Origin of the sequence: Rossellomorea pakistanensis, from assembly GCF_016908495.1 — a bacterium.
Taxonomy (GTDB): domain Bacteria; phylum Bacillota; class Bacilli; order Bacillales; family Bacillaceae_B; genus Rossellomorea; species Rossellomorea pakistanensis.
Genome location: NZ_JAFBDZ010000001.1, coordinates 1,028,402 through 1,055,119, shown reverse-complemented (window position 1 = coordinate 1,055,119; position 26,718 = coordinate 1,028,402). Strand labels below are relative to the sequence as shown.

At 36.8% G+C, this 26,718-nt stretch carries 20 protein-coding genes, 1 pseudogene and 1 other annotated feature; of the genes and pseudogenes, 14 read left to right on the top strand and 7 right to left on the bottom strand.

Annotation, left to right across the window (positions count from 1 at the left end):
* Positions 1–100 precede the first annotated feature (100 nt).
* Entirely contained in the window at positions 101–721 is a 621-nt protein-coding gene (locus tag JOC86_RS05160; RefSeq protein ID WP_205168675.1) for a cyclase family protein, read from the bottom strand.
* 29 nt (positions 722–750) lie between these two features.
* A complete protein-coding gene (zwf, locus tag JOC86_RS05155) occupies positions 751–2,244 on the bottom strand; it encodes a glucose-6-phosphate dehydrogenase (RefSeq protein WP_205168674.1) in 1,494 nt (497 codons plus the stop codon).
* Positions 2,245–2,682: 438 nt separating this feature from the next.
* On the opposite strand from zwf, the gene rnz reads away from it, so the two are divergent.
* Both rnz and JOC86_RS05145 read left to right on the top strand, forming a co-directional pair.
* Complete coding sequence (rnz, locus tag JOC86_RS05150) at positions 2,683–3,606, top strand: ribonuclease Z (RefSeq protein WP_205168673.1); 924 nt, start codon at positions 2,683–2,685, stop codon at positions 3,604–3,606.
* Positions 3,607–3,619: 13 nt separating this feature from the next.
* Entirely contained in the window at positions 3,620–4,159 is a 540-nt protein-coding gene (locus JOC86_RS05145) for a histidine phosphatase family protein (RefSeq protein ID WP_205168672.1), read from the top strand.
* A gap of 93 nt (positions 4,160–4,252) precedes the next feature.
* Here JOC86_RS05145 and namA read toward each other — a convergent pair whose 3' ends face one another.
* The gene (gene namA, locus JOC86_RS05140; protein WP_419096014.1) at positions 4,253–5,281 is read right to left on the bottom strand and encodes an NADPH dehydrogenase NamA; all 1,029 of its coding nucleotides are present in this window, start codon (positions 5,279–5,281) and stop codon (positions 4,253–4,255) included.
* A gap of 76 nt (positions 5,282–5,357) precedes the next feature.
* Positions 5,358–6,329 (bottom strand): glycosyltransferase family 2 protein, encoded by a 972-nt coding sequence (locus JOC86_RS05135; RefSeq protein ID WP_338021734.1) that lies wholly within the window; start codon positions 6,327–6,329, stop codon positions 5,358–5,360.
* 28 nt (positions 6,330–6,357) lie between these two features.
* On the opposite strand from JOC86_RS05135, the gene JOC86_RS24610 reads away from it, so the two are divergent.
* Positions 6,358–6,522 carry a hypothetical protein gene (locus JOC86_RS24610; protein ID WP_239587385.1) on the top strand — a complete coding sequence of 55 codons (165 nt, stop codon included), beginning with the start codon at positions 6,358–6,360 and terminating at the stop codon, positions 6,520–6,522.
* 2 nt (positions 6,523–6,524) lie between these two features.
* Here the strand turns inward: JOC86_RS24610 and proC are convergent, their stop codons facing one another.
* On the bottom strand, positions 6,525–7,355 hold the full coding sequence (proC, locus tag JOC86_RS05130) for a pyrroline-5-carboxylate reductase (RefSeq protein ID WP_205168670.1): 831 nt from the start codon (positions 7,353–7,355) through the stop codon (positions 6,525–6,527).
* Positions 7,356–7,619: 264 nt separating this feature from the next.
* Positions 7,620–7,833 (bottom strand) — a binding site (T-box leader).
* A 169-nt stretch (positions 7,834–8,002) separates the two neighbouring features.
* Here proC and JOC86_RS05125 point away from each other — a divergent pair.
* Both JOC86_RS05125 and JOC86_RS05120 read left to right on the top strand, forming a co-directional pair.
* Positions 8,003–8,959, top strand: a complete 957-nt coding sequence (locus tag JOC86_RS05125; protein WP_205168669.1) for an MBL fold metallo-hydrolase — start codon at positions 8,003–8,005, stop codon at positions 8,957–8,959.
* Positions 8,960–8,973: 14 nt separating this feature from the next.
* Positions 8,974–9,768 (top strand): SDR family NAD(P)-dependent oxidoreductase, encoded by a 795-nt coding sequence (locus JOC86_RS05120; RefSeq protein ID WP_205168668.1) that lies wholly within the window; start codon positions 8,974–8,976, stop codon positions 9,766–9,768.
* Between the two features lie 232 nt (positions 9,769–10,000).
* Here the strand turns inward: JOC86_RS05120 and JOC86_RS05115 are convergent, their stop codons facing one another.
* Positions 10,001–10,912: a ketopantoate reductase family protein gene (locus JOC86_RS05115; protein ID WP_205168667.1), complete on the bottom strand. Its 912-nt coding sequence runs from the start codon at positions 10,910–10,912 to the stop codon at positions 10,001–10,003.
* Between the two features lie 291 nt (positions 10,913–11,203).
* Here JOC86_RS05115 and JOC86_RS05110 point away from each other — a divergent pair, with 291 nt between their 5' ends.
* The 3 genes from JOC86_RS05110 to rlmN all read left to right on the top strand — a co-directional run bounded on the left by JOC86_RS05110 (position 11,204) and on the right by rlmN (position 15,192).
* On the top strand, positions 11,204–12,598 hold the full coding sequence (locus JOC86_RS05110; RefSeq protein ID WP_205168666.1) for an FAD-binding oxidoreductase: 1,395 nt from the start codon (positions 11,204–11,206) through the stop codon (positions 12,596–12,598).
* Positions 12,595–13,572 (top strand): bile acid:sodium symporter family protein, encoded by a 978-nt coding sequence (locus tag JOC86_RS05105; RefSeq protein WP_205168665.1) that lies wholly within the window; start codon positions 12,595–12,597, stop codon positions 13,570–13,572. The genes JOC86_RS05110 and JOC86_RS05105 overlap by 4 nt, the downstream gene beginning before the upstream one ends.
* Before the next feature lie 549 nt (positions 13,573–14,121).
* Positions 14,122–15,192: a dual-specificity RNA methyltransferase RlmN gene (gene rlmN, locus JOC86_RS05100; RefSeq protein ID WP_205168664.1), complete on the top strand. Its 1,071-nt coding sequence runs from the start codon at positions 14,122–14,124 to the stop codon at positions 15,190–15,192.
* Positions 15,193–15,858: 666 nt separating this feature from the next.
* Here rlmN and JOC86_RS05095 read toward each other — a convergent pair.
* Positions 15,859–17,037, bottom strand: coding sequence for a styrene monooxygenase/indole monooxygenase family protein (locus JOC86_RS05095; RefSeq protein WP_205168663.1), 1,179 nt, complete (start codon positions 17,035–17,037; stop codon positions 15,859–15,861).
* A gap of 360 nt (positions 17,038–17,397) precedes the next feature.
* Between JOC86_RS05095 and JOC86_RS05090 the strand changes: the two genes are divergently transcribed.
* The 6 genes and pseudogenes from JOC86_RS05090 (at position 17,398) to JOC86_RS05065 (ending at position 26,629) form a co-directional block, all read left to right on the top strand.
* Positions 17,398–19,545: a glycoside hydrolase family 84 protein gene (locus JOC86_RS05090; protein ID WP_338021712.1), complete on the top strand. Its 2,148-nt coding sequence runs from the start codon at positions 17,398–17,400 to the stop codon at positions 19,543–19,545.
* Positions 19,546–20,219: 674 nt separating this feature from the next.
* Positions 20,220–20,675 carry a beta-galactosidase small subunit gene (locus JOC86_RS05085; RefSeq protein ID WP_239587384.1) on the top strand — a complete coding sequence of 152 codons (456 nt, stop codon included), beginning with the start codon at positions 20,220–20,222 and terminating at the stop codon, positions 20,673–20,675.
* Between the two features lie 382 nt (positions 20,676–21,057).
* Positions 21,058–21,672, top strand: coding sequence for a YesL family protein (locus JOC86_RS05080; RefSeq protein WP_205168662.1), 615 nt, complete (start codon positions 21,058–21,060; stop codon positions 21,670–21,672).
* Between the two features lie 392 nt (positions 21,673–22,064).
* Positions 22,065–22,928 (top strand): sugar phosphate isomerase/epimerase family protein, encoded by an 864-nt coding sequence (locus JOC86_RS05075; protein ID WP_205168661.1) that lies wholly within the window; start codon positions 22,065–22,067, stop codon positions 22,926–22,928.
* 36 nt (positions 22,929–22,964) lie between these two features.
* Positions 22,965–24,036 (top strand): annotated as a pseudogene (locus JOC86_RS05070) (Gfo/Idh/MocA family protein).
* 301 nt (positions 24,037–24,337) lie between these two features.
* Positions 24,338–26,629: an AraC family transcriptional regulator gene (locus JOC86_RS05065; protein ID WP_205168660.1), complete on the top strand. Its 2,292-nt coding sequence runs from the start codon at positions 24,338–24,340 to the stop codon at positions 26,627–26,629.
* Positions 26,630–26,718: the final 89 nt, after the last annotated feature.

Below are 26,718 nucleotides of genomic sequence, written 5' to 3'. Positions count from 1 at the left end.
GATAAATCGCATGGCTTTTTTGAATTATTGTTTCCAGCTTCAGCGTCTAGCTCCTCGAGTAAAAAGGCGTGATCTGTTCAAGACGCTTCCGCATTTCCTATTAAACTAATTTTTGATCAAACAACAGTACTCTCGCAGGAGAAGCATCCGTGTTTTGAATTTTCAATGGAGCCGCGACCATGAAGTATTCGCCTTCTTTAATATCTTTCAACTGAAGACCTTCCATAATAATAACGCCATTTCCCATTAGGGTACGGTGTGTAGGGTGACCTTCTTGAGCTCTTTCAATTCCAAGGGCATCAATCCCTACCCCTTTGATTCCTTTATCAGCTAAATAGCCTGCAGCATCTTCTGCAACATATATGAATTCAAAATTAAATTCTGTATCCCAAGAATTCTTTGTTTTTAAAAGGAGGAAGTCGTCTTTTTGGATATCAAATCCCTCGATATCAGCCATTGTTATTTTTCCATTAACAGTGGATAGGTCTAAAACCTTCACTGTACGAACAAGTTCCTCAATCGCAATCGTTTCAATCGTTTCTCCATCATTGATCATATGAAGGGGTGCGTCTACATGCGTTCCTGTGTGAACATCAAGAGAAATTCTTGATTCGGTTACATGGCCATTCGTATTTGTGTCAATGGATGGTTGTTTTTCTGGTTTATTTTTGTAAACAGGCATTCCGTTAAAGATCGGAGCGGTAATATCGTACATTTTCATAAAATTCACAGCCTTTCTAGTATTTTAGGTTAACAATTGTCTACATCTAAATTATCAATTGGCCACCAATAAAATCCGTCTTTCTCTAGTAATTCATCTGCCGCTTTCGGTCCTGCTGTACCTGCACAATAGTTAGGGAATTCTGTTTCTTTTGTCGTTTCCCAAACCTCAGATATTTTATCAACATATGCCCATGAAAGCTTAACGTCATCCCAATGGGTAAAGTTGGTAGCATCTCCACGCATACAATCATGCAATAACTTTTCATATGCTTCTGGTGTATTCATGCCATCTACACTATTATTCGAGAAATTCAGCTTCACTGGTGTCGTTTCTACATTCTGTCCTGATTTTTTGGCATTTAAGTGAAGGGTAATACCTTCATCAGGCTGAATATGAATGACTAATAAGTTTGGAGCGAGTGGCTTGTCTCGATTGTAATAAAGATTCATTGGTATATCTTTAAATTGAATCACGATCTTCGTGGATTTCGTCTCCATGCGTTTCCCAGTTCGGATGTAGATCGGAACACCAGCCCAGCGGAAATTATCAATCATCAATTTACCGGCAACATAGGTTTCCGTATTTGAATTTGGATCAACATTTGGTTCTTGACGATAACCTCGCCCACCTGTTTCATTAGGTCCATACTGTCCTCGAACAAAATAATCTTTTACTTCATCATCCTTCAAAGGACGCAGTGCCCGAAGGACCTTTACCTTTTCGCCCCGAATTTCTTCCGTTGTTAATTTGATTGGTGGCTCCATCGCGAGTAAAGCAACCATTTGAAGCATATGGTTTTGTACCATATCTCTTAGGGCACCGCTCTTCTCATAATAACGACCGCGTTCTTCAACACCTAGTTCTTCACTCGATGTCACTTGAATATTTGAGATGTACCGGCTGTTCCATAATGGCTCGAAAAGAGCATTGGCAAAACGGATTACTTCAATATTCTGTACCATTTCCTTGCCAAGATAATGATCGATACGGTAGATCTGATCTTCGGTAAATGATTCACGAATTTGGTTATTTAATTGTTCGGCAGAAGGGAGGTCATGTCCAAACGGTTTTTCAATAACGAGACGGTGAAACCCTTGCGTATCGGTTAATCCATCTGATTTCAAATGGTCCGTAATCGTCCCGAAAAACTCAGGAGCCATGGCTAAATAAAAAATCCGGTTCCCATGAAGATTGTATTTATTATCAAGAGAATCAGCTAAATTCTTTAGGGTTATGTAAGATTCTGAGTCAGAGACATCATGTGATTGATAATAAAAATGTGAAATAAATTCATCGATGTTTTCTTTAGTCCCTATGGATGTGAGTACAGAATCTTCGACGTGTTTTTTAAATTGTTCTTCTGTCCATTCTCTTCTGGCGACACCTATCACGGCGAAGTCTTTTGAAATTTTTCCTTTATTAAATAAATGAAAAAGCGATGGATAGAGCTTTCTTTTCGCTAAATCACCTGTTGCACCAAATATCATTAATAGTGTTGATGGTGTATCCGTCTGTTTCACAAATAGAACCTCACTTTTCAGAATAAACAATTGTTCATTAAGATAGATTATATGACCTGAGCAGTTACTAAAACGATCATTCTTCCTTTACTATAGGCATAAAAAAAGCCCTATACAAGTATTTAATTTTATAGTTTCTAGCCGCAATAATCAAATGTTTTGCAAATAAAAACGCTAATAGTATGTACTATTAATAAATTGTGACTCAAAGTGACAATTGTGTACTTTATGAAATATAATCATAAAATAATTTACCATTCTCCATTAATCCGATAATAGTTATAAATGGTTTCGTTATCATTTTCGGACCTTACTATTTATATGTTCTGTTATCGAAAAGAAAATCTTAAGAAAATTAGCCTTCAGGAAGTATAGAAGAAGCAAGAGCCATAATGTTTGTGCTAATATGTAGGGGAAGATCATGAGGAGTTGAATACATTGCAAGTCTTATTCTTAGGAACAGGTGCAGGAATACCTGCGAAATTAAGAAATGTAACGTCAATCGCAGTAAAGCTGTTAGAAGAAAGAGGAGCTGTTTGGCTTTTTGATTGCGGAGAAGCCACACAGCACCAAATTTTACATACATCATTAAAGCCCAGACGGATTGAAAAAATATTTATTACCCATTTACATGGGGATCATCTTTATGGACTTCCTGGATTACTCGGTAGCCGCTCTTTTCAAGGGGGGAAGGATGAATTAACGGTATATGGTCCAAAAGGAATCCGTGAATTTATTGAAGTCTCGTTAAGGGTAAGTGAAACCCATCTTCTTTACCCATTGAAAATTGTTGAAATCGAATCAGATGGCATGATCTTTGAGGATGATACCTTTATGGTAATGGCTGGTTTATTAGACCATGCCGTATCTTCCTATGGGTATCGGGTTATCGAGAAAGATAAGCAAGGAGAACTATTATCCGATAAGTTAAAAGCGGATGGAATTCCTCCTGGGCCTATTTACAAAGATTTAAAGGCAGGTAAAATGGTTCATTTAAATGATGGGAGAATCGTGGATGGGAAACATTATTTAGGGCCTAAAAAACCTGGAAGAGTAGTTACCATCTTAGGTGATACACGACCATGTCAAAAAGCCATCGATTTATCAAAAAAAGCCCATTTACTCATTCATGAATCAACATTTAATAGGGGACAAGAAGAAATGGCCAATCAGTATTTTCACTCCACAACTAACCAGGCAGCCAATACGGCGCTTTTAGCAGATGCAAAAACGCTTTGTCTTACACATATAAGCTCCCGTTTTTCTAAAGAAGAGTGGGCAGAATTAGAAAAAGAAGCGAAAGAGATTTTTCCTAATAGCACAATCGCTGAAGATTTTCTTGAATTAGAAATAGTTGAATAATGGGAGAGAGACGATGAAGACGATTTATCTGATTAGGCATGCAAAAGCAACCGGCCAAGAATTTTCTGCTGTATTAACGAAGGAGGGACACGAGCAAGCGAGAAAGCTTGTTGACCTCTTTCATGAAGATGAGATTGATGTAATTTATTCAAGTCCCTTTACTCGAGCAATAGACACAATCAACCCTCTTTCTGAACACAAAGGAATTCCGATAATTGAAGATGAACGCCTTGGTGAGAGAGTATTAAGTAGTGAAAGCTATTCTGATTGGAAGGATAAATTAAAGGATAGCTTTGATGATTGGGACTTGGAGTTTCCTGGTGGAGAATCGAATCGGCAAGGGTACAAACGAGCGGCTGAAATGGTGGAAAAGATATTGAGAGATCCCCACGAAAAAATTATTTTAGTTAGTCACGGGAATTTATCTACCTTATTACTACATTACTTTGATAAAAAATCTGGTTTCGAGGAATTATTCGCCCTTTCAAATCCAGATGTCTATCGGATTGAAATTGGTGAAGAAGAAACAACAATTGAAAGAACCTGGAGTTGATTGGGAACAATCTTTATTTATATCATAATTAAAAAGCCGTGTGATCTCCTAGCTGAAATCACACGGCTTTTATAGTAAGGAAAATGGAGAAATTCAATTCCAAGCCCTAGAATACTGCTTAGGGGACTCAAGCTCAGTCTGAAGCTCTTTGGCTGCCGTTCTTGGCCAATATGGATCTCTGAGCAGCTCTCTAGCCAATAATATTAAGTCTGCTCGTTCATTCTGTAAAATTTCTTCCGCTTGAATGCCAGTAGTGATGAGTCCTACAGCTCCTGTCGGAATGTCTGCACCGTGTTTGACTTCTTCCGCTAATTTAACTTGATATCCAGGATAAACAGGGATTTGAGCAGGAACTACGGCACCAGAGCTTACATCAATGAGATCTACACCTTGTGCTTTCATCCATTTGCTCATTTCAATGTAATCGCCAATATCTAAACCATCATCCTGATAGTCTTTTGCTGAAACACGAACAAGTAGTGGACCATCCCAAACGGTATTTATTTCATCAATAATTTCCTTTAAGAAACGATAGCGATTTTGAGCGGAACCGCCATATTCATCACTTCTTTTGTTGGATAAAGGAGATAAAAATTCGTTTATGAGATAGCCGTGAGCTCCATGAATTTCAATCACATCAAAGCCAGCTTTTTTTGCCCTGATGGCACCATCCTTGAATGCTTGAATGGTTTCTTTTATATCGGTCAAAGACATTTCCTTTGGAGTCTTCATTTTATCATTAAAAGGAATGGCAGATGGGGCAAGGATTTCACCTTCAAGTACTGCTTTTCTTCCAGCGTGCGCTAATTGGATTCCGGTTACAGCACCTTGTTCTTTTATAAGGCTGACGAGCTCTGATAGCCCTTCAATATGATCATCACTCCAGATCCCGAGATCCTGAGGAGAAATTCGTCCTTGAGGGGTAACAGATGTTGCTTCTTGAATAATTAATCCTACGCCGCCAACAGCTCTGCTTGTATAGTGCGTTTTATGCCAATTTTCAACTTTCCCATCTTCATTATGACTTGAATACATGCACATTGGAGCCATGACAATTCGATTTTTGAGCGTTATATTTTTTAACTTATATGGTTCAAAAAGCTTTCTAGTCAATGATATCATCTCTCCTTATATTTCGATTCCCTAAATAACAATCATATTATAGCAAGAAGAAAGAAAAGGAGGAAATAATCTGCTTTTACTCTCCATTCTGTCTTCTTAAGTCATGAAGGGAGTATTTCGTTCCTCTCCAGATAACACCGCCTCTAATGAAGGTTAATATTGTGGCTCGAATGATTGAATAAATAAAGAGTACGGCAGTGATTGGAAGGACAAAAAAGAAATAGGGTGAGAAGTTCGTCATTTTTCTTGTGACTGCCACAAAATTAAAGGCAATGAAAAGAACATTCAAGACACTTAGGAAAAAAATAAACTTGTCTACATTAAAAAGAGTCAGAAAGGGGTAAACCTGTGAAAGAAAAACGCCAACTACTGAGACAAACACCATTGTCAACCTATAATGAAGTCCCGCAAATGTATTTTTCTCGAGACCAATTAAAGCAGACCTTAAACTTTGATACCACTCGACAGATAAATATGGGAGACCTGTAATGATTCGTTGTTCTAGACCATGCTTTTTTATTAGAGTGCCAATTTGTAGATCATCATCTGGGCGATTTTTAATGCTTTCATGCGTACCGATCTCTTCGTAAGCATCTCGCGTCATTAGGTTGAAGGCCCCAATCCCGATTCCAATAGAAGAATCTGAATCATTTGCTTTCCAAGGTCGCTTATAATAGGAGAATCCAAATAGGAAAAACCCTACAAACGCTTTTAACCAAAAAGTTTTAGCTACTAGTGTTGGAGTGATTGTAAGATGGGAGACCTTTTCTGTTTTTAGAGCAGTAACGGCTCTAGCAATCACTTCTTTATGAAAGCGGATATCACCATCTGTGAATAAAAGCAATTGACCATTCGCTGCTATCGCTCCTTGATAAAGTGCGTGATTTTTTCCTAACCAGCCAGATGGAAGAGATTCAATATGAAGGACTTTAATTCGTGAGTCTACTTCAAGTAAATTATCCATGATTTTCCCCGTCTGATCTGTGGAGCGATCATTGACAAGAATCCACTCTACATTTTGATAGCTTTGTGAAATTTGAGTTTGGATACTTTCACGGATACTGTGCTCTTCGTTTTTGGCTGGGACAATAATCGAAACGAGTTCACCTTCTGTATTAGGGGAAAATGATTTTAAATCGGGAATTCTTCTTAGCCCTAAAAATATATCAACGGAGATTCCGATCCAAACGATAAGAGTTGCGATTAAAATGATAAAAGTAATGATGGGAATCCCTCCATAAAGCTATTTAGCATTAGCTTGGCTTTGATATAGTTCCCTTAAACATTTTGACTGCTTTGCGGCTTCGTGTAAACATTCATAAAGTGCCCTATTGACATGGTTTTTTTCCAAAGCAAGCAGCCCCGCTTCTGTCGTTCCTCCTGGGCTCGTGACATTTTCTCGTAATGTTTTGGCCTCTTGTCCGGATGTTGCAAGCATTTCACCTGCTCCTAGAAGGGTTTGCACAAGTAAAGGCTTGGCAAGGGATTGATCTAACCCCATTTCCTCTGCCGTTTTTAATAACACTTCGACAATATAGTAAAAATAGGCAGGACCACTACCTGATAGAGCCGTCACAATGTCTAATTTTTCTTCCTCGATTATAGCTGTCATACCTATCGAATTAAAAAGGGACAGAACGAGATTTAGTTTCTTATGGGTGACCCCATCGTTAAAGGCTATTCCTGTCGCGGATTTTCCAATTGTTGCGGATGTGTTAGGCATAGCTCTTACAATGCCCCCTTTAAATTCTAATGTGTCCTCAATGTAGTGGATGCTTATTCCAGCCAAAACAGAAATGATTAAAGTATTTTCAGAAATGAACGCTTTCAACACTTTAAGCGCTGGGGCTACATCTTTAGGCTTCATCGCTAAAATAACGATTTCAGCTCCGTTTAGGAGTGTTTCATCATCATAAGAAATGTTGATATCATATTTTTGCTGTAACTCCACTAATCTCGTTTTGTTCGTACGATTGGTCATATAAATATTTTCCTTAGAAAGGGCACCATTTCTTAGTGCTCCCGCCAATAAGGATTCTGCCATTGATCCCGCACCGATAAATACTGTCTTCATTATTACCCCTCCTATTTTTTTAAAAAAGCTGTTTTCGTAAACATATTGTCATTTGGAAAGGAGTTAGTTGGTCTTCGCTGCAGGTTCTCGCTTTCCGCGTGGCGGGCGGTGAGCCTCTTCGTCGCTTTGCTCTTGCTTAGGTCTCATCTATCCCGCTTCTACCGCAGGAGTCTCGCACCTGCAGCAAAGTCCAACTATTTCACAAAAATTTATGTTCTTAAAAAACAACAATCTTTTAAAACCAAAAAACCCTTTCGTCCAAAATATAAGGACGAAAGGGTATCTTCCGTGGTACCACCTTGATTTGTTCCCCTAAAGGAAACACGCTCAGGTTCCGGTAACGCCGGAAATACGTACAGGTTTTCCTGCCTGCTATAAAGGTAGGTTCAATGATTGAGGGGATGATGAAGTCTTCCAGCCGATGGACTTCAATCTCTTTCATCTTCAAGCATCTACTATTCTTTATCATCGCATTTTAATTATTATATGTGATTATGCTGAATCAATAGCTTGTCTGTCAAGGGGTAATTTCATTATTTTATAAAAACTTTACAAAGAAAACCATCACCCATGACAGTTTTGTTAAAAAAGGGTAAACTAAAATGAAGGATCATTCATTTTTATAAAGAAAAAGTGGTGGATATTAAATGGTACCTCAATGGTTACATCAGAATATTGCAAAAATCACGTTGCCAACCCCTTTTGCCGTTGGCGATGTTAATATTTATCTTATTAAGGGTGACGCTCTGACCCTGATAGACGTTGGGCCGAAGACTGATGAAGCACTAAAAAGTTTAAGTGAACAGCTAACACATTTAGGTTATCAGATAGAAGATATTGAACAGGTTGTGTTAACGCATCATCATCCCGATCACGCTGGTCTTCTCGATTGGCTGCCAGGTCATATTAAGGTTTGGGCTCATCCTAATGCAGAAAAATGGTTGTATCGAACAGAAAGATTTTATGAACAACATGATGCATTTTTTGAGGAGATGTTTCAGCAAGCAGGAGTCCCGAAAGAATTTTTACCATTCCTAAAAAAACTTAGGGCCTCATTGAAGTTTATGTGTCAGCGTCATCTTGATGGCGAATTGAATGACGCAGATCCTTTTGCAGGATGGAAGGTCATCGAAACACTTGGGCATGCACAGAGCCATATTTCTTTATTTAGAGAGAGTGATGGAGTTCTTATTGCAGGTGATCATCTTCTTAAACATATTTCTCCTAACCCTTTACTTGAGCCGCCATTTGAGTTGATAGAAAGGGCGAAGCCACAACTTCAGTTGAATCATTCCTTACATAAATTAAAGGAACTTTCACCTTCATATGCTCTTACAGGTCATGGGGAAGATATTGTAGATGTAAAGGAAGTCATTGATTTACGATTGAAAAAACAACATGAGAGAGCGTTATTTGTTCTGAAATTGATTGGTGACCAACAGGAGACCATCTTCACACTTTGTCAAAAGCTATTTCCGAAGGTGTATAAAACAGAATTAGGACTTACATTGTCTGAGACAGTGGCACAGCTAGATTATCTTGATTCGCTGGGACTTGTAACAGTGTCCAATGAAAACGGTACATTGAAGTATTCTTGTAGATAGAAAGAAGGGGAAAGATGAATAATCGAATTCAAGGAAAGAATATTGTGATTACAGGAGCTTCTGGCGGAATCGGTGAGCGGATGGCCTTGAATTCTGCAGAGGCTGGAGCAAATGTTGTCCTTATTGCACGGAATATGGATAAGCTTCTTGCTTTAAAAGACAGCATTGAAAAAAAGAATACTGGCCGAGCATGGGCTTATCAATTGGACGTGTCCCAATATGATGCGATTCCTCCGTTATTTTCAAAAATAAAGAATGAAGTAGGACCCATCGATATTCTAATCAATAATGCAGGCTACGGAATTTTTGATGAAGCCTACGAAGCAAGCTTTGAAGACATAAAAGGTATGTTTGATGTGAATGTATTGGGGTTAATTCGCTGCACACAGCAGGTGCTTCCAGATATGCAAATGAAAAAAAGTGGACATATCGTCAATATTGCCTCACAGGCTGGTAAACTTGCAACGCCAAAGTCAAGTGCTTATTCAGCTTCAAAGCATGCTGTACTAGGATACACCAATAGTTTAAGAATGGAACTTTCCTGTATAGGGGTCTATGTAACAGCAGTAAATCCGGGACCAATCGCGACTGAGTTTTTTACTGTCGCAGACAGCACTGGCTCTTATGTGAAAAACGTGGAGAAATATATGCTTGATCCAGATTATGTTGCCGAAAAAGTGGTCTCTTCATTGATGTCAAACACCCGGGAAATCAATTTGCCTGGCTGGATGAATGTGGGAAGTGTTGCCTATCAGTTATTTCCTAAGCTTATTGAACGATTGGGAAAGAATGCTTTTTTTAAGAAGTAGTAAGGGAGACTTAAATACTTACTTTTTTAGTATTTACACACGATAAAAAATAGTTGGGGCTGTCTAAAAAACAGGTATCAGGAACCACAACTTCAATATGTAGAAGAAACCCACGGCATCTTCTGCATACGGACAAACATAGTGGTTCCGGACTCCTTTTGGACAGCCCCATAATTCTTTCTTCATAGCTTAGTCAAATAGGATCCATAACGAAATGGTATTTTATTTTGTATTATTGATTCTCATAAATCCTCAAATTGGCATAAATCTTTTCAATAGTCGGAGCAGATATCTCCTTTTCCTTGGCAATCCTCAATAAATATCCATAAAAATGATCGCCTTCTACAGCTACTCCTTTTTCCATATCCCGTTGCAATGAAGACTTCATCTTATGGCCAATGGAATGAAGCTTATTCCAATTGATCTCTACAATATCATCTGCTAGTGGTGCATGGACACTTCTCATGATGGAAGATGCTTCCTTTAATGTGCTTCGGATCGTGGCAGCCCCAAACTCGTCATCGCGAATAGGACCGATTGGCGAACGGAATAAGGAAGTAACCCCTGATAATGTGGAGATAAATAGGTATTTATGCCACATTTCTCTATTGATATTTTCTGAAAGGATATAGTTCCCTTTTGCTCCACTGAAAGCTTGTTGAAGTTTAGTCATTCTTTCCGTATTTTCTGCCGTTCTTTCCCCAAACACCAAATCATGCAGACCGCTGGTTTGGATTATATGACCATCTTCATTCAAGGTTGATTCTACATAGCATAATCCACCTATCACATTGGATTCATTGAAAGCAGTAACCAACTGATCAATATGAGATATCCCATTTAAAAGCGGGATAATCACTGTTTTTGGACCTACATAAGGACGGAGATCATTGATCGCTTTTTCCAAATGATAGGCTTTCATCGACAGTATTACGACATCGTAAGGCTCAACATTTTCACCAGACTCAATCAAGGCGGGCTCTAGTGTTACATCACCGTTAATACTCTTTAAAACAAGCCCAGTTTCCTGTAACTGCCGTTTTCTTCTCTCGCGTACTAGAAAAGTAACATCTTCTCCTTTTTCTAACAATCGCCCCCCGAAGTAACCTCCTACTGCACCAGCACCTACTACTAATATTTTCATATCGCATACCTCCAAAGTCATTCATGGTTAAATCTTAACAGGTTTTAAATGCTGCTGGGTAGATAAAGATATCTCCTTTTTTAAACCACTTCTAATATCGAGATGAGATAAAATGGCAAATGAACCATAATAAAGAGAAGAAAAAATTACTATTTACCTTATTCGAATATAATTTGAAAGGGATCCATCATATCTATTATGGTTGAAATATTCTGATTGTTGTGTATAATTCGAATAATAGAATTTTGTTATTTTCTATCAACCAATCATATTAAAGGAGGAGAGATACATATGAACACCTTAGATAACAGTCTAATCGATAAGTTAAAGGAGTTTCTTACAGATCATCAAGTAACAACGAATAAAACGATACTCGAACAGCATGGCAAAGATGAATCATATCATGGATCGAGCTCTCCAGATTTGGTCGTATTTCCAGAGAGTGCTGATGAAGTCAGTGCGATTGTTAAAGTGGCAGATGAGCACAATACGCCAATTATCCCCTTTGGATTAGGGACGAGTTTGGAAGGTCATATTATCCCTTATGATCATGGCATTACCATTGATTTCTCCCTTATGAATAAAGTCCTTGAAGTGAGAGAAAAGGATTTTCTAGTCAAGGTCCAACCAGGAGTTACCCGTTCCATGTTAAATAAAGAATTAAAAAAATATGGCCTTTTCTTTACAGTAGACCCAGGGGCAGATGCTACCCTAGGTGGAATGGCAGCCACGAATGCCAGTGGTACCACATCAGTAAAGTACGGAGTGATGCGAGATCAAGTCCGCGATTTAGAAGTCGTACTAGCGGATGGAGAGATTATTCATACAGGCAACTTAGCTCAAAAATCGTCGTCAGGCTACAATCTAAACAGCCTAATGGTAGGATCTGAAGGAACCTTAGGTTGTATTACGGAATTAACGCTAAAAGTATATGGAATTCCTGAACATATTGTCGCAGCTAGAGCCTCATTTGAAACGGTAGGTGATGCGGTAGAAGCTGTTGTTTCGATATTACAAGCGGGAATACCAATTGCAAGAGTCGAGCTTGTTGATGAGCTTTCAATGACTCAAGTCAACCTTTTTAATGATACGAATTATCGAGAAAAGCCTACCTTATTTTTAGAGTTCCATGGGAATGAAGCTGGTCTCAAATCTGATGTTGAGTTCACAAAAGAAATCGTCTCGGATCATCGATGCGAAGAGATTTATTTTGAAGAAGATAATGCCGCCCGAAATAAGCTGTGGGAAGCGAGACACAATCTTGCATATGCCTACGTCCATGGTAACCCTGGTAAAAAGCTTATGGTCACAGACGTTTGTGTACCCATTTCTGAATTGGCGGGTGCCATTCAGTATGCAAGAAGTCAGGTAGAGAAACTAGAACTAAACGGTGGGATTCTCGGACACGTTGGGGACGGAAACTATCATGTATTGTTGATGATTGATATGAACGATGCAGAAGAGGTAAAGAAAGCAGACCAATTTAATGAGCAAATTGTTGAATATGCATTACAGCGTAACGGTACATGTACAGGTGAACATGGTGTTGGTGTTGGGAAAATGAAATATCAACACCAAGAGCATGGTCGAGCATTACAAGTAATGGAGAAAATTAAACTGGCGCTTGATCCAAAAGAAATCCTTAATCCTCATAAACTTGTACACATGAAAAGGAGAAATCGATGAAATTAATAGAAGCCATAAGTAGTCTCGCTGGGAAGTATTTCGCATTTTGGGTGATTTGTGTAGCGGTAGTAGCTTATTTTATTCCGAATCCTTTTCTATGGTTGAATGGCTATATTACGATTTTATTAGGGGTCGTGATGTTTGGGATGGGGCTAACTTTAAAGCCGGTCGATTTTAAAATCGTACTTAGTAAACCTATACCCGTCATAATTGGAGTCTTAGCGCAGTTTGTCATCATGCCGTTAGGTGCTTTATTTATAGCATATATATTGAATTTACCAAACGAATTGGCAGCTGGGCTAGTATTACTTGGTTCAGTGCCAGGCGGTACGGCATCAAATGTAATGGTTTATTTAGCCAAAGGGAATCTGGCACTCTCGGTCGCAATGACATCACTTTCTACGTTGCTTGCGCCGGTATTAACACCACTTATATTATTGATGTTGGCGGGTCAATGGTTACCTGTAGATCCAATCTCTTTATTTATTTCGATCGTTCAAGTAATCATTGTACCGATTACACTTGGAGTCGTGATTAGAAGATTATTGCCAACCGCAGTAGAGAAAAGTACGAAGGCAATCCCTTTGATATCGGTATTAGCCATTATTATCATTGTATCAGCAGTGGTATCTGCTAATGTCGAAAGTATCTCTAACTCTGGTTTGCTAATTTTTTCTGCAGTAATGGTTCATAATCTATTCGGACTTTTACTTGGCTATTTAACAGCATTACTAATGAGGCTGGATGAAGGTAATCGTCGTGCCATATCCATCGAGGTCGGGATGCAGAACTCTGGTCTTGGAGTAGCATTGGCCACAGCTCACTTTGGTCCTTTAGCAGCTTTACCTAGTGTCATTGCCGCGGTTTGGCACAATATCTCTGGACCCATTCTCGCTACCATCTGGTCCAAAAAGCCAGTAAGTGGGGAAGTACAAAATGATACAGGAGTTACTCCTGCTGACACCCATTTCTAAACACAGGAAATTAATCATAGCGGTTTGGGAAAACTCCTTCGTAATATATGAAGGGGGTTCTTTTTATTAAAGAATAAACAACTTAGACTTATATCCGGTTCAATTTTATATCCAGCTAACGAAAGTTCACTTATTGTCATAAAGCCTATCGTTAGGTTGATTAGCTGAACAGACATAAATGGTGAGGGGGTGAAAGTGAATGAGCAATACGATTGTCAGTTTTAACCAACCATCTGTTCAGATTGAGCATTTACAATAGGTCAAAATAAACTTTGGAAGAGACCAATATGACCAAAGCAATACTAGAGATTACTACAAAGAATACTTTCAAAGGAAAGGTATTCTATATGCAGAATTTGAATTAGGAAACTTGATCAAAAAAAGTAAAGCTTCGTTTTTTCATGGTGACCGTTTCTTAACGTTTTTCCCTATATAAGCAATGAATGCATAAATTAATTCAATTTCTATTATAAATGGGTTGCTACAATGGCATACTTTAAGTAGTATAGAACAGTAGTAAAAGGTATTGTTTTGAAAAGAGGGTTACAAATGGAAAAAAAGTCCATATACGGATTAACACTAGATCAACTTACATCCTGGCTATTAGAGCATGGACAGAAAAAGTTTCGTGCTGCACAAGTTTGGGATTGGCTATATAAAAAACGAGTAACAGAATTTTCTCAGATGAAAAATCTGAATGCAGACTGTATTAAATTGTTAGAAGAACATTTTTTTATCCAAACATTAAAACAGGAAATTAAACAAGAATCAGAGGATGGAACCATTAAGTTCTTGTTTAAGCTGCAGGATGGAAATCTAATTGAAACGGTTCTAATGAGATTTAATTATGGTTTGTCGGTTTGTGTAACTACACAAGTAGGCTGTAACATTGGTTGTACATTTTGTGCCAGTGGTTTATTGAAAAAGAATCGTGATTTAACGAGTGGAGAAATTGTCGAACAGATTATGAATGTTCAACATCATCTTGATGAATCAGGAAAGGATGAAAGAGTCAGTCATATTGTTGTAATGGGGATCGGAGAACCATTTGATAATTATGATAATATGATGGATTTCTTTCGAGTGGTCAATGATCAGAAAGGACTTTCCATTGGAGCGAGACATATCACGGTATCAACGAGTGGCTTAGCCAATAAAATCTATGATTTTGCCGATGAAAATATCCAAATCAACCTAGCTGTATCGTTGCATGCACCAAATAACGAACTCCGTACTCGGATTATGAAAATCAATAAAGCCTATCCGTTAGAGAAATTAATGCCTGCCATTGATTACTATTTAGAAAAAACAAATCGTAGAATTACGTTTGAATATATACTCTTAAGAGATGTAAACGATCATAAGGAAGAGGCCATTCAACTTGCTAAATTGCTTAAAAACAAAAGGCATTTATCCTATGTGAACCTTATTCCTTATAATCCTGTTGATGAGCATAATCAGTATCAAAGAAGTACGAAAGAATCGATTCTTAAGTTTTATGAAACATTGATGAATCATGGAATCAATTGCGGCGTTCGCGTAGAGCAAGGGACAGATATTGATGCGGCCTGTGGTCAGCTTCGTAGTAAACAGATTAAAAAGGATAAAGTTCGTTCATAGACCGAGGTATAAAGTAGATTTTTCAATTGATATCTTAAAAAACGTATCGGATTAAGTTAAAGGTGGAAAAATGGTTTTTTCAATCGAATTCAAAAGCCAAGTCGCAAAAATTTAGAACAAAAAACAGGTAATTTCTCATAGAGGGGTTCCGTTTTGAGGTGCTTCCTAAATAAATGACACAGAAATGGGGCTGTCTGATAAGGGGTCCGGAACCACAATGATTGTTCATATATAGAAGATGTCTTAAGGGGTTCTTCTATGTTGAAATTGTGGTCCCTGACACTTTAGTATAGGGACAGCCTTCTTTCTTTGTTTATAAAGGTTTTTTTTCAATCGTTTTGGCATAAATGTCCATTGATTCACGCTTAAAAAGCGAATTAAAATACCATTCAAAACACTTCCATTTTGGGTGTTATTATGATCGGAAATGAGAACATTGAAGAGACCCTTACTGCCTTTCATCGAGCTAATGAAGGACCAAGGATTAAACAAATAAAAACCTTGATTGACGTTGATGTCTTTCAAGGTCTTTTTATGATTTACTTTACTTTACTTTGATCAATGAAAATAGTACCAGTTTAACGGTCTCTTTTTAAGTTGCAGAGAGGTTGGCAGATAAATAATCCAGCTTTTTATGTTATTTTTCATGTTAAACTGGATTCAATTCTATGAAGTGGTTTTCTGAAAAAAGGCTTCATGTGCTTTCCTTGGATCAGCAAACCATTCTGCTACTTCATCTGCTACCATTTGATCTTCCGCCCCTTTTAACAATAATTGAACAATATGCTGGGGGAGCGGTTGGGTCATTGCATTTGTCCATTCCGTTACTTCCCTCACAAATGATTTTGTTCGATTCCAATATTCTTCTCCTAGCTTATGATTCCAAGGAGAATGCTTATAATCAACCAATGTATCAGACAGTTGCTCTACACAATAGGAAGAGAGGTTACACCCCTGACCAGTAATCGGATCATTAAGAAATACACTATCACCACAGCCAACTACAAGTTTATGATTAAATGTTACATAAGGCTTTCGAATAACTGGATTAATGGCATTTTGAAGGAAACCACGTTCATCTGATAGAGCGAAGTTTTCTTGATCTATTCGTTTATGGATGTCAGGAAAAAACCTTTGTGTGACATTTTTCATTTGATTCGTAAACTCTTGCGCACTCTTGATCCCTTTAAATACATCTAAGTCACGATCAGGCATGGCCATAATAAATAGGATCGTTACAGGCCCGTATTCTGTGATGGCAGGGATCTCGAACATTTCACCGATTTCAGGTAGAACCGTTACATTTACCCCTACTGGATGATTTGGCTTAACTCCAAGAAAATACCCAACTACACATTTCCGTTGAGGCATTTTGAAAGGAGAAAGTTCCTCTTCAGTCGGAAAAGGAAAGAGTGGACCTGTTTTCCCTGAACAATCAATCATTAAGTCATACTCGTCTATCAATCCCTCTAGTTGTTCATTTTCTATCCTTTCATGACGGAAAGTGACTCCTTTGTCTTTAAGATCCTTCATACAGTTAGAAAAATAAAGGCGCTGATCAACAGATGATGCTGGCTCTTTCAGCATCCCTGCAAATAGCTTTTGATTCCCAATAGTAATATGAATGCTTTTTAGAAGGTTGTCATTTTCCCATTTCGGCATATTAAAGCGATTTTCACGTTTCCTCGTTGAACCAAAATGCACTTGCGTAGACATAATCCGGCCGTTTCGGATCTCATCTGCTGAGAGAGAGTGAATAACCGTGATATCAAATTCATTCCGTAGGGCATAAGCCAGTTGTATGCCAGCCTCACCACTTCCAACGATACCTATATTCTTTTTCAAGATTCTCGCTCCTTTCCCAAATTGATTTCTAGACAGTTAAAATTTATAATGTTCTAACTTTTCTAAGTTTAATGATAGAGTGATCCCTTGTAAATACGACGATTTGTTTAATTTATTTAACGGTAGTACATCGAGTCCGATTATTAATCAGTACTATGGTCTGTTTGAAAAATAGAATATTTTGTTATAAAAGTGAGCTATTTAGATCTAAAGTGGTATAGACAAATAGACATCTAGTTGTTAATCTTGGTGCAAGCGCTTAATTGATATAATATTCTGAATGTTTGAGAGGGAAAGGTGATATTGTTGGTAAATGAATTAAGACAAAAAAGGAGTTTTTATCGATGCAAAAATCTATTGGTGCTCAGCTTAGTTTTCATGTTAATCCTATCTTTGGTGATTGGAAACAGGAATGTAAATGCAAGCTCAGAAGAAGCAAGTTTAAACATTAATCCTCTACCTCAGGAGATTGAAAAAGATGGGAGCGGATTTCCGTTACCCCCTATTGTCGGACTGGTTATTGGCGCAAATACCGATGAAGCAGCAGTTAAAGAAGTTATTGAGACTTTAAAAGCAGCAGATGTAAAGAAAATTATCCGTAAGAGCGCTGGAGAACTAGCACCTAATACCCCTGTTACGATTTGGATAGGCGGTCCATCTGAAAATCTGGATTCCATGAAAGTATTACAAAAACTTGGAGTGGACGGTCCTATGCAGATGAAAGAAGAAGGGTATGTTTTGGCTACGGGTCAAAAAGGTAAAAAACAAATCGTTCTTGCTGGTAAAGACAAATCTGGTACATTTTATGCAGTTCAAACGTTTAAACAGTTGATTCAAGATAAACCCGGGCGTGATTGGGTTCCAACTGTAGAAATTCGTGATTGGCCAGAAATGCCGATTCGAGGGTCGATTGAAGGGTTTTACGGTCCTCCGTGGTCTCATGAAGATCGAATAAGTCAGCTCGAATTTTACGGAGACAATAAAATGAATGCCTATATTTATGCGCCCAAAGATGACCCATTTCATCGTGAAAAGTGGCGTGAACCATATCCAGAAGACAAATTAGACGAATTGAAAGAACTGATCGATCAGGCAAAGGAAAATCATGTTGAATTTACCTTTTCACTATCCCCAGGTAATACGGTTTGTTACGCAAGTGATAAGGACTTTGAATTGCTAATGAATAAGATGCAAGCAGTATGGGACTTAGGCGTACGTTCTTACGCAATTTTTCTGGATGATATTAGCTACGAATTACATTGTGAGGAGGACAAGAAAAAGTTTGGAAATGACGAAAACCCTATAGCTGCCGCCCAAGCTTACTTACTAAATCGTTTTAACGATGAATTTATCCAAAAACATGAAGGTGCAGAACGACTGATTACGGTTCCCACGGATTATGCCGGAAATCACTTAAATCCTTATCGAGAGCGATTTGCCGAATTGGTAAATGAAGATACAGTTGTTATGTGGACAGGTCCAGCGGTTGTCCCTGAAAAAATAACCTCAGACGGGGCGAAAAAGGTTTCCGAAATCTTTAAACATGATCTATTAATCTGGGACAATTACCCTGTGAACGATTTTGATAGAAATCGTTTGTTTCTCGGTCCACTCGTAAAAAGGGATGCCGATTTATCGGAAAATGGGGTGATTGGATTAACTGCAAACCCAATGAATGAAGCGGAGGCATCCAAAATCCCGTTGTTTACGATTGCTGATTATACATGGAATCCTTATAACTATAATCCTGAGGAGTCATGGGAACGCAGCATTGAATCATTTGGGGGTGACGCGGCAGAATCTTTAAAAATCTTTGCAGAAAACTCCTATTCCTCTAGACTCAGTGATAAGGAATCTTTAACGTTAACCCCTTTGATTGACGAATTTTGGGATTCATATGAGTCGAACAATATAGAACAAGCAGCAGAGAAATTGAAAGATGAATTTAGGGAGTTACAAACAGTGCCAGAAAGACTTCGACAAAATATGAGGAATGAAAGCTTTGTTAATGAAATCGATCCATATTTAGAGAAGCTTGCACTATCTGGGGAAGCAGGTGAAATAGCTGTTGATCTTTTAATGGCACAGAAAATGGAAGATATAAATGCTGAAAGTCAGTATAGAGAACAATTAATTTCCTTGATTAGTCAGCTTGATGCAATTCCTCAAGAGGTCGGTAAATTTGTGATTAAACCATTTCTGATACAAGCTATTTATGGTGAATACATTCTTTCTAGACCATTGGATGGTGTGAACAAGGTTCGCGGAGCGGGAGAGCTTATCCAGTATACTCCTGAGCATGGTGAAACCACTAGAACCAATATTTATGGTTATGAAGTGACGGTGGAGGATGGAACGATTGTCAAAAGAGGTGGTAACAATTCACAGATTCCCGATAATGGGTATGTACTAAGTATTCATGGGAGCGATTGGTTAATGGAAAATGGATTAGTAGGTGCTAAAGTTCAAATAAAGGATGGTCAAGTGCTCATTACTATTCCTAAATGATCCATTGATCCCATCATAAGGTAGTTTATTGTTTGTTTCATTTAACAGACTATTCAAAAAAGTAAATAATGCAATATTAGTCACGGCAGAGGTTGTCTCAATATCATGGTGTCAGGAACCACAACCAAATATAAAAGGATCTCTCCAAATACCATGGTTCCGACACTTATTGGGGCAACCTCTATCTATTAAAATCTCTTTTGAACATCCTGCTATTAGGAAGGGTATTTTTTTAGTGTTTTTGGACTTTTAATTGACTATGACAGTATTTAATAGTGAACATTTTGAATACAGTTTACTAGTTTATCATATTCGTTTCTATTACACGTATTTTCTCATATTCCACATTTAAATAATCAATAATTAAATAAAAGGGCGTTTACTTCTTGCTAATCAATTTGGTAATGGAGGAATATTAATGACTCAAAAAAAATATTGGGAAACCCTTTCAGTCTTACATAGGGGGACCGTGCTTACTTTCTATTATTTACTAATGAGAAGAATGCCTTAACTTATGAAAGAGGGAGATCCAAAGGCTTTAATCTTTAAATGGAATGTGGAAATTCAGTTATTAGGAGAAACCCGAATCTGCTCCACACTTTTTTATGCTGATGATTATGATGTTAGTGATTGGGATGATCTGCAGGTTCCCTCCCATTGGCAATTGAATGGTTATGGTAAGCCGCATATACAAATGTTCAATATCCTTTCCCGGTAACTCCACCCTATGTTCCAACGGAAAATCCAACAGGCTTATACAAGAAGCTTATGTCGATAGTAAACTAGCAAATCGTTTCGGAGTTTATTCAAGTAGGGTTGAGGAGCTTTATACTCCTTACGCTTATCCTCAGGAAAATGGAAATCGTCATGATGTGCGCTGGGTTTCATTAACCAATGCTAGAGGAGTAGGCTTTATTATAGTAGGAGTGCCTAGGATCGATTTCAGTGCACATTATTATACAACTGAAAATATAGATAAAGCCCAACATCCTTATGAATTAGTAAAACAAGATTTTATTACTCTCAATTTGGACCATAAACAGCATGGACTTGGTTCTGCAAGTTGTGGACCAGATGTGTTGAGTCCATATCAATTAAAAAATACCCTTTCCAATTCCAAATTCACTTAAAGTCTTTCTCCGTAGACGGGATCTCCGAGGAAGAAATCAGTAGGACAATGGGCTCCCGAGCATAGCGCGCCTAAAATAGAAAAAATACAATTTAAATAGAAGGAGTTAACGATTTTTCAAAAAGCGGCTGTCCCTAACCAAGTTGTGATTCTGATCCACTACGGGACAGCGGCTTTATAAATGAAGAAAAAGTCTTTAAGCAACCAATTGCTTTGAAAATTGGTCTTCGGTTGCTATACAACTATAGGGTGTCTATTACACAGTCTAATTTTACGGGTAGCACCTTCTAGAAGGTCTTCTTGCAATCGGTGTCGAAAGTATCGATGAGGCGGAGTTAATTGATTGAAAGTATCATGGACATTATACAGAAGGGGGTTCAATCATGAGTTGGTTTTGGGAACAGTTTAATAATAAAGGATCGTGGCTATTTAAAATAATGATGTTGAATCTAATTTGGATTGGATTTACTTTGCTTGGAGGGATTATCTTCGGACTATTTCCATCGACGATTTCACTATTTTCAGTTATTCGAAAATGGCTAAGAGGAGAAACAGATATTACTATATTTAAATATTTTACAGCAACATACAAAGATTGCTTTGTCCGGTCGAATATGGTTGGTTTTGTATTATTAGCAGTAGGAGTTTTTTTATCTTTAGATTTATATGTTTCGCAAAAATATATAGGTAACTTTTTTGTACATCTCGTTTTACTGTTTTTCTCCTTTTTATACATATTGACCCTGTTATTCTTTTTTCCTACATTTGTTCATTACGATTTGAAACCTTTCTCTTACTTAAAGCAATCCTTTCTAATTGGATTTATAAGACCAATACATGGATTATTCGTGGTAGCAGCTTTCATGACCATAATCACAATATTGTTTATTGCTCCTGTTCTAATTCTTTTTTTCGCAGGTCCTATGTTAGCATTTCCTGTTATGTGGGTTGGAAATAAGGTGTTTAGGTCTTTTGAGAATACGGAACAAATGATGTGAATAATCAGTATTTAGTGATCGATTGTGAATAGAAATGACTATGATTTTTTTCCAACTTTATAACAAAAGTAATAAACCACATAATTTTACAAAAAAGACATATCAACCTAAATGACCTTAATTAAAGGGTTTTTTATTGAGTTATCTTGAACTAGACAACGATAGCAAATTTAACATATTTACATGAAATTTAATAGAGGAGTAAATTTTAATAAATTCAGATAAATCAGAATTTAATGGAGGACCTTCTTGAAAAAGTAAGGGTTGGATTCGTTGGAGCAAACCATTCTAAAGATACTGGGCTTCCGATACAACTCTCTTCTTTTTCAAACTCAAAATTTTCGATTAGTTAACAAATGAATAGGAACTTTACTTTTTAGGAGGAGGATAATATGAAACTTGGAATAAGTTCATACAGTTTGCTTGGGGCAATGAACGCAAAAAAGTTAACGATCTTAGATGCTATTCAATGGGTAGCAGAGCAAGGTGGTGAACATATTGAAATTGTACCTATGGGGTTTCATTTAGACAATGATTTTCAATTGGCTGATGCTATTCGGCAAAAAGCTGATGTAGTAGGAATAGAGGTCTCAAACTATGCAGTTGGTGCTGACTTTTTAAAACCAAGTATAGAAGAATTTGAAGAGGAAATAGCCCGAGTAAAAAAAGAGGTAGATATAGCCCAGCGACTTGGAGTAAAGCTTATGAGGCATGATGTTGCCTGGAAAGCACCTAACGAAATATCGATTCAAGAGTTTGAAAGAGATTTACCAATATTGTCAGAGGCTTGCCAGAGGATAGCAGAATATGCAGCACAATTTAATATTGTAACAAGTGTTGAGAACCATGGGTATTATGTTCAAGCAAGTGACCGAGTTCAACGATTATTACACTCTGTTGACAAAGAGAACTTCAAGACAACTCTTGATACTGGGAATTTTCTATGTGTTGATGAGGATCCAGTATCTGCTGTGAAGAAAAACATTCAATATGCATCGATGATCCATGTTAAAGACTTTTATATTAGATCTTCTGCAAGAAATATGGGAGAAGGTTGGTTCCAAACGAGTTCTGGCAATTATTTAAGGGGGGCCATCACTGGTCATGGTGATATCAACCTTGTAGAGATTATCAAAGTCATTAAACAATCTGGGTATGATGGCTATATTTCAATCGAGTTCGAAGGTATGGAGGAGTGTTTGGAAGCATCAAAAATAGGTTTGGATATGGTACGTAGAATTTGGAAAGAAGTTTAAATGTAAGGGAGGATGTTAAAGATGGTAAAATAAAAAATCGGCGTAATCGGAGCGGAGTCTATTTCCGATTGCATTTTCAGGCGTATGCAAAAAATAAAGATGTTGAAATCCATGCAGTTTGTGATCTTAACGAGCAAAGAGCACATGAAACAATGAAAAAACATAACGCAGAAGCATACTATACAAACTATCACGATTTACTAAATGACCCTTAAATTGATGCGGTTAGTAATTGTACATGGAATAATTCCCATGCCGAAATTTCTATTGCAGCCTTAAATTCTAGAAAACTTGTATTAGTTGAGAAACCATTATGTAAAACAATTAATGAGGCATTACGAGTGGAAGATGCTGTACGGAAATGCGATAAAGTTTTTCAAGTAGGCTTTGTACGCCGATATGCCTCAAATACAAACGTTTTGAAATCGTTTATCGATTCAGGAGACCTTAGAGAAATTTGTTATGAAAAGGCATCCAATTTGAGACGTCTTGGAAACCCTGGTGGTTGATTTGCTGACGAAGAGAGATCAGGCGGCGGACCTTTTATTGATTTGAGCGTCCATATAATGGACCTTTGTTGGTATCTAATGGGAAAACCTAAAGTGAAATCAGTTATGGAAATGCATATTCTAAGCTAGGAAACCGATCTCATATTAATCATCTATCCTTTTACAAAGCGGCTGATTATGATCCCGATATTAATAAGGTAGAAGTTCTATCAAATGCTCTTATTCGTTTTGACAATGGATCCTCATTAGTTGTAGATGTGAGCTACACCCTTCATATCAAAAATGATGAAACCTCTATTAAGTTATTTGGTGAAAAAGGAGGGGCTGAGATCAAGCCTGAACTTCTTATTGTGACGGAAAAAAAGGATACGATATTATATGCACAACCATAAGTTGATTCCTAAGCATTTGATTTTAATCAAGCATTTCAAAATGAGATCGATCATTTTATTAAATGCTGTAAAGGTGAAGCGCTGATACTAAGTCCAGTTGAAGATGGTGTTGAACTGATGAAAATATTATGTGGAATTTATGAATCTAGTCAAAAAGGAAAGGAAATATCTTTTAAAAAAGTAGAATATAGAACGAATAAGGCATAGGACTTTATGTATATTTTAAAATAAAAACAAGATTAAGGGCTGATCTAGTAGTATAATTACTTTAGATTAACCTTTATTTTTTATTTACTATAAACGCAGTAATATCAAATGAAAATAGACTCCTCAACCCTTGACTTCATTTAAAAGATTGAATATTGTTAATATTAAAAATAATTTTAATATTAATGGTATTTTAATTTTCTAATAAACTCCGTTTTGAAAGCGTTATCTAATCATCTATAAGATATACCATTGACTCATTAATATTGGTATCTTCATTATTTTGAAGGTGGTCATGAATATGTTTGGACTACATAAGATTCATTCTAAGCTATTATATAAATACATGTTATCGTATCTACTCATGTTTTTCATCCCCTTAGTCTTTATGAGTGTTATTATCTATCAAAACTCAGTAGTTAGTTTAAGAGAAGGTATTGAACAATCCAATATTGACAAATTAAATCAAGTGAAAAATTTAACCGATGATCGAATGGAGGAATTAGAAAAGCTTGCTGTACGAATTTCATATGATCATCGGTTATCACCGTATATGGTAAACGATGGTTTTTATGGGAAGGAAGCAATAGAGGAGCTAAATAAATATAAAGCAAACAGCTCGATTATTAAGGAATTATTTCTTTATTACCACGGAGATACTAAAATATATTCCTCAAATGGATCGTACTCATTCAAAACCTTTGAACAAACCTATCGTTTTGATCAATCGGAGAAAAAAAAGATAAGCAAAGCATTAGAAAGCAATCTTCCAATCGTTTTTCCTGCTGAATCTGTTACAGTGAAAAATAATGAAAAAGAGCGTTTGATTACCTATTTGCACCCAACTTCTCGTAATACGGCAACTCCATATGGAGCGGTGATTTACTTAATTGAGGAATCTGCGATAACAGGTTCAATAAAGGATATTCTAGGTGACTTTCAAGGGAACGCTTATATATTTGATGAAAATAAAAATATTCTGACTTCCAATTTAAATAGTATTGGGAAAACAGATATTAAGAAACTGGAAAAAATTGATAAATCAGGTGTATCCAGCGTTAACCACAAAGGTAATGAATACTCCGTCGTTTCAGTAAAGTCCGAAATAAGTGGATGGACCTTTGTTACTGTTATGCCCACAGATCAATTTTTTAGTAAGGTGATTAATTTACAAAAATTTTTAACCCTGCTTTTAATTTCAATTGTTCTTACAGGAAGCGGTGCAGCGATTTTACTAGCTAGGAATCAATATCGACCTATTCATAATCTTTTAGACTTTATTACAAAGAATAATCATCGTGTTTATGATATCAATAATAGTAATGAACTCGAGACTATACAAGTAACGGTGGCTAAGGTATTAAAAGATCATGAGAGTTTAAGTGAAAAGATGGATATCCAAGCTCCTTTTGTAAGAGATCAATATCTTATGAGGATGTTAAATGGTCATTTAACTGATGATAATGAAATCAACAGTCTATTAGACTCATTGGGAATAGTAATGAAAAGTGATCAATATTTTGTTGTACTTGTTTCCTTTAATAAGGAATTTCCACAAAAAAGAGAAGAAATAATTCGTTTTCTTTCATTTTTAACTTTCAACGAAGCAACTTCTTATGGGGTAGAAGTTGGCTATAAAGATGCCATTGCATTGATTATTAGTATAGATCAATCGGTCGAAAATTCAGTAGGCCCACGGAAGATTGTCCCTGAAATAAAGTGTTTATTAGAAAAGAACTTTAAATTTGAGCCTATTATATCCGTAGGGAATTTGTATTATGAAAAAAGTAAAATAAATCGGTCATTTATAGAAGCATTGGCGGCATTAGAGAATAGATTTATGAATGATCGAGATAGTATCACATATTTTGAAGACATCAGCTCCAGGCCTGAACGGACAATTGGTTATCCAAAAGAAGAACAAATTAAATTTGTTCAAAGTTTAAAGCAAGGAGACCAAATTGTCGCAATTGAAACAATAAAATACATGTTTGAAAGTGTAGCAAATAAAGAACTTTCTGTTCAGATGATTAAGTGCCTATGTTTCGATATTATTAATACCGTTTTAAAAGTGGCAGTAGAGATAGGACTAGATGATCAAACTCAGGATATTAATAGGGTTGTTGAATTCAATTCAATTGGAGACCTAGAAAAAAACCTTTATCCAATAATCATTGATATTTGTAATGAAGTAGAAAGAAGAAATGAAAATAATAATAGTAAACTTTGTAATGAAATCATATCTCATATAAATGATAATTTTTCAAATTACGACCTTAGCCTTGAAAATATTGCACAAAAATTCAAACTATCTACATCCTATTTAAGTAGATTTCTCAAAGAACAAACAGGAGTTACCTTTACTCAATATGTATGGCATTTAAGAATCGAAGAAGTCAAAAGACTTTTGGCAGAAACAGATGAGACGATTAAAAATATCGTTTTAAAAGCTGGCTATATAGATGTGGCAAATTTTACGAGGAAGTTTAAAAAAACAGAGGGGGTAACACCAGGTCAATATCGAAACCTTTATGCATCAAGGAACAATCAGACACAACCTAATTTGGAAAATGATAAACATTTTAGAGGATAGCTTATATAAGCCATTCTCTATTTTTTTTATTGTTTTTCTGATTGAGTACCTCGGTAAAAATACACATAAAAACAACAAAATTGACATAT

Coding starts and splice junctions, on each gene's coding strand:
- JOC86_RS05160 (WP_205168675.1), bottom strand. CDS start 721: ATGAAAATGTACGATATTACCGCTCCGATCTTTAACGGAATGCCTGTT.
- JOC86_RS05145 (WP_205168672.1), top strand. CDS start 3,620: ATGAAGACGATTTATCTGATTAGGCATGCAAAAGCAACCGGCCAAGAA.
- namA (WP_419096014.1), bottom strand. CDS start 5,281: ATGATATCATTGACTAGAAAGCTTTTTGAACCATATAAGTTAAAAAAT.
- proC (WP_205168670.1), bottom strand. CDS start 7,355: ATGAAGACAGTATTTATCGGTGCGGGATCAATGGCAGAATCCTTATTG.
- JOC86_RS05125 (WP_205168669.1), top strand. CDS start 8,003: ATGGTACCTCAATGGTTACATCAGAATATTGCAAAAATCACGTTGCCA.
- JOC86_RS05120 (WP_205168668.1), top strand. CDS start 8,974: ATGAATAATCGAATTCAAGGAAAGAATATTGTGATTACAGGAGCTTCT.
- JOC86_RS05115 (WP_205168667.1), bottom strand. CDS start 10,912: ATGAAAATATTAGTAGTAGGTGCTGGTGCAGTAGGAGGTTACTTCGGG.
- JOC86_RS05110 (WP_205168666.1), top strand. CDS start 11,204: ATGAACACCTTAGATAACAGTCTAATCGATAAGTTAAAGGAGTTTCTT.
- JOC86_RS05105 (WP_205168665.1), top strand. CDS start 12,595: ATGAAATTAATAGAAGCCATAAGTAGTCTCGCTGGGAAGTATTTCGCA.
- rlmN (WP_205168664.1), top strand. CDS start 14,122: ATGGAAAAAAAGTCCATATACGGATTAACACTAGATCAACTTACATCC.
- JOC86_RS05085 (WP_239587384.1), top strand. CDS start 20,220: ATGGTAAGCCGCATATACAAATGTTCAATATCCTTTCCCGGTAACTCC.
- JOC86_RS05080 (WP_205168662.1), top strand. CDS start 21,058: ATGAGTTGGTTTTGGGAACAGTTTAATAATAAAGGATCGTGGCTATTT.
- JOC86_RS05075 (WP_205168661.1), top strand. CDS start 22,065: ATGAAACTTGGAATAAGTTCATACAGTTTGCTTGGGGCAATGAACGCA.
- JOC86_RS05065 (WP_205168660.1), top strand. CDS start 24,338: ATGTTTGGACTACATAAGATTCATTCTAAGCTATTATATAAATACATG.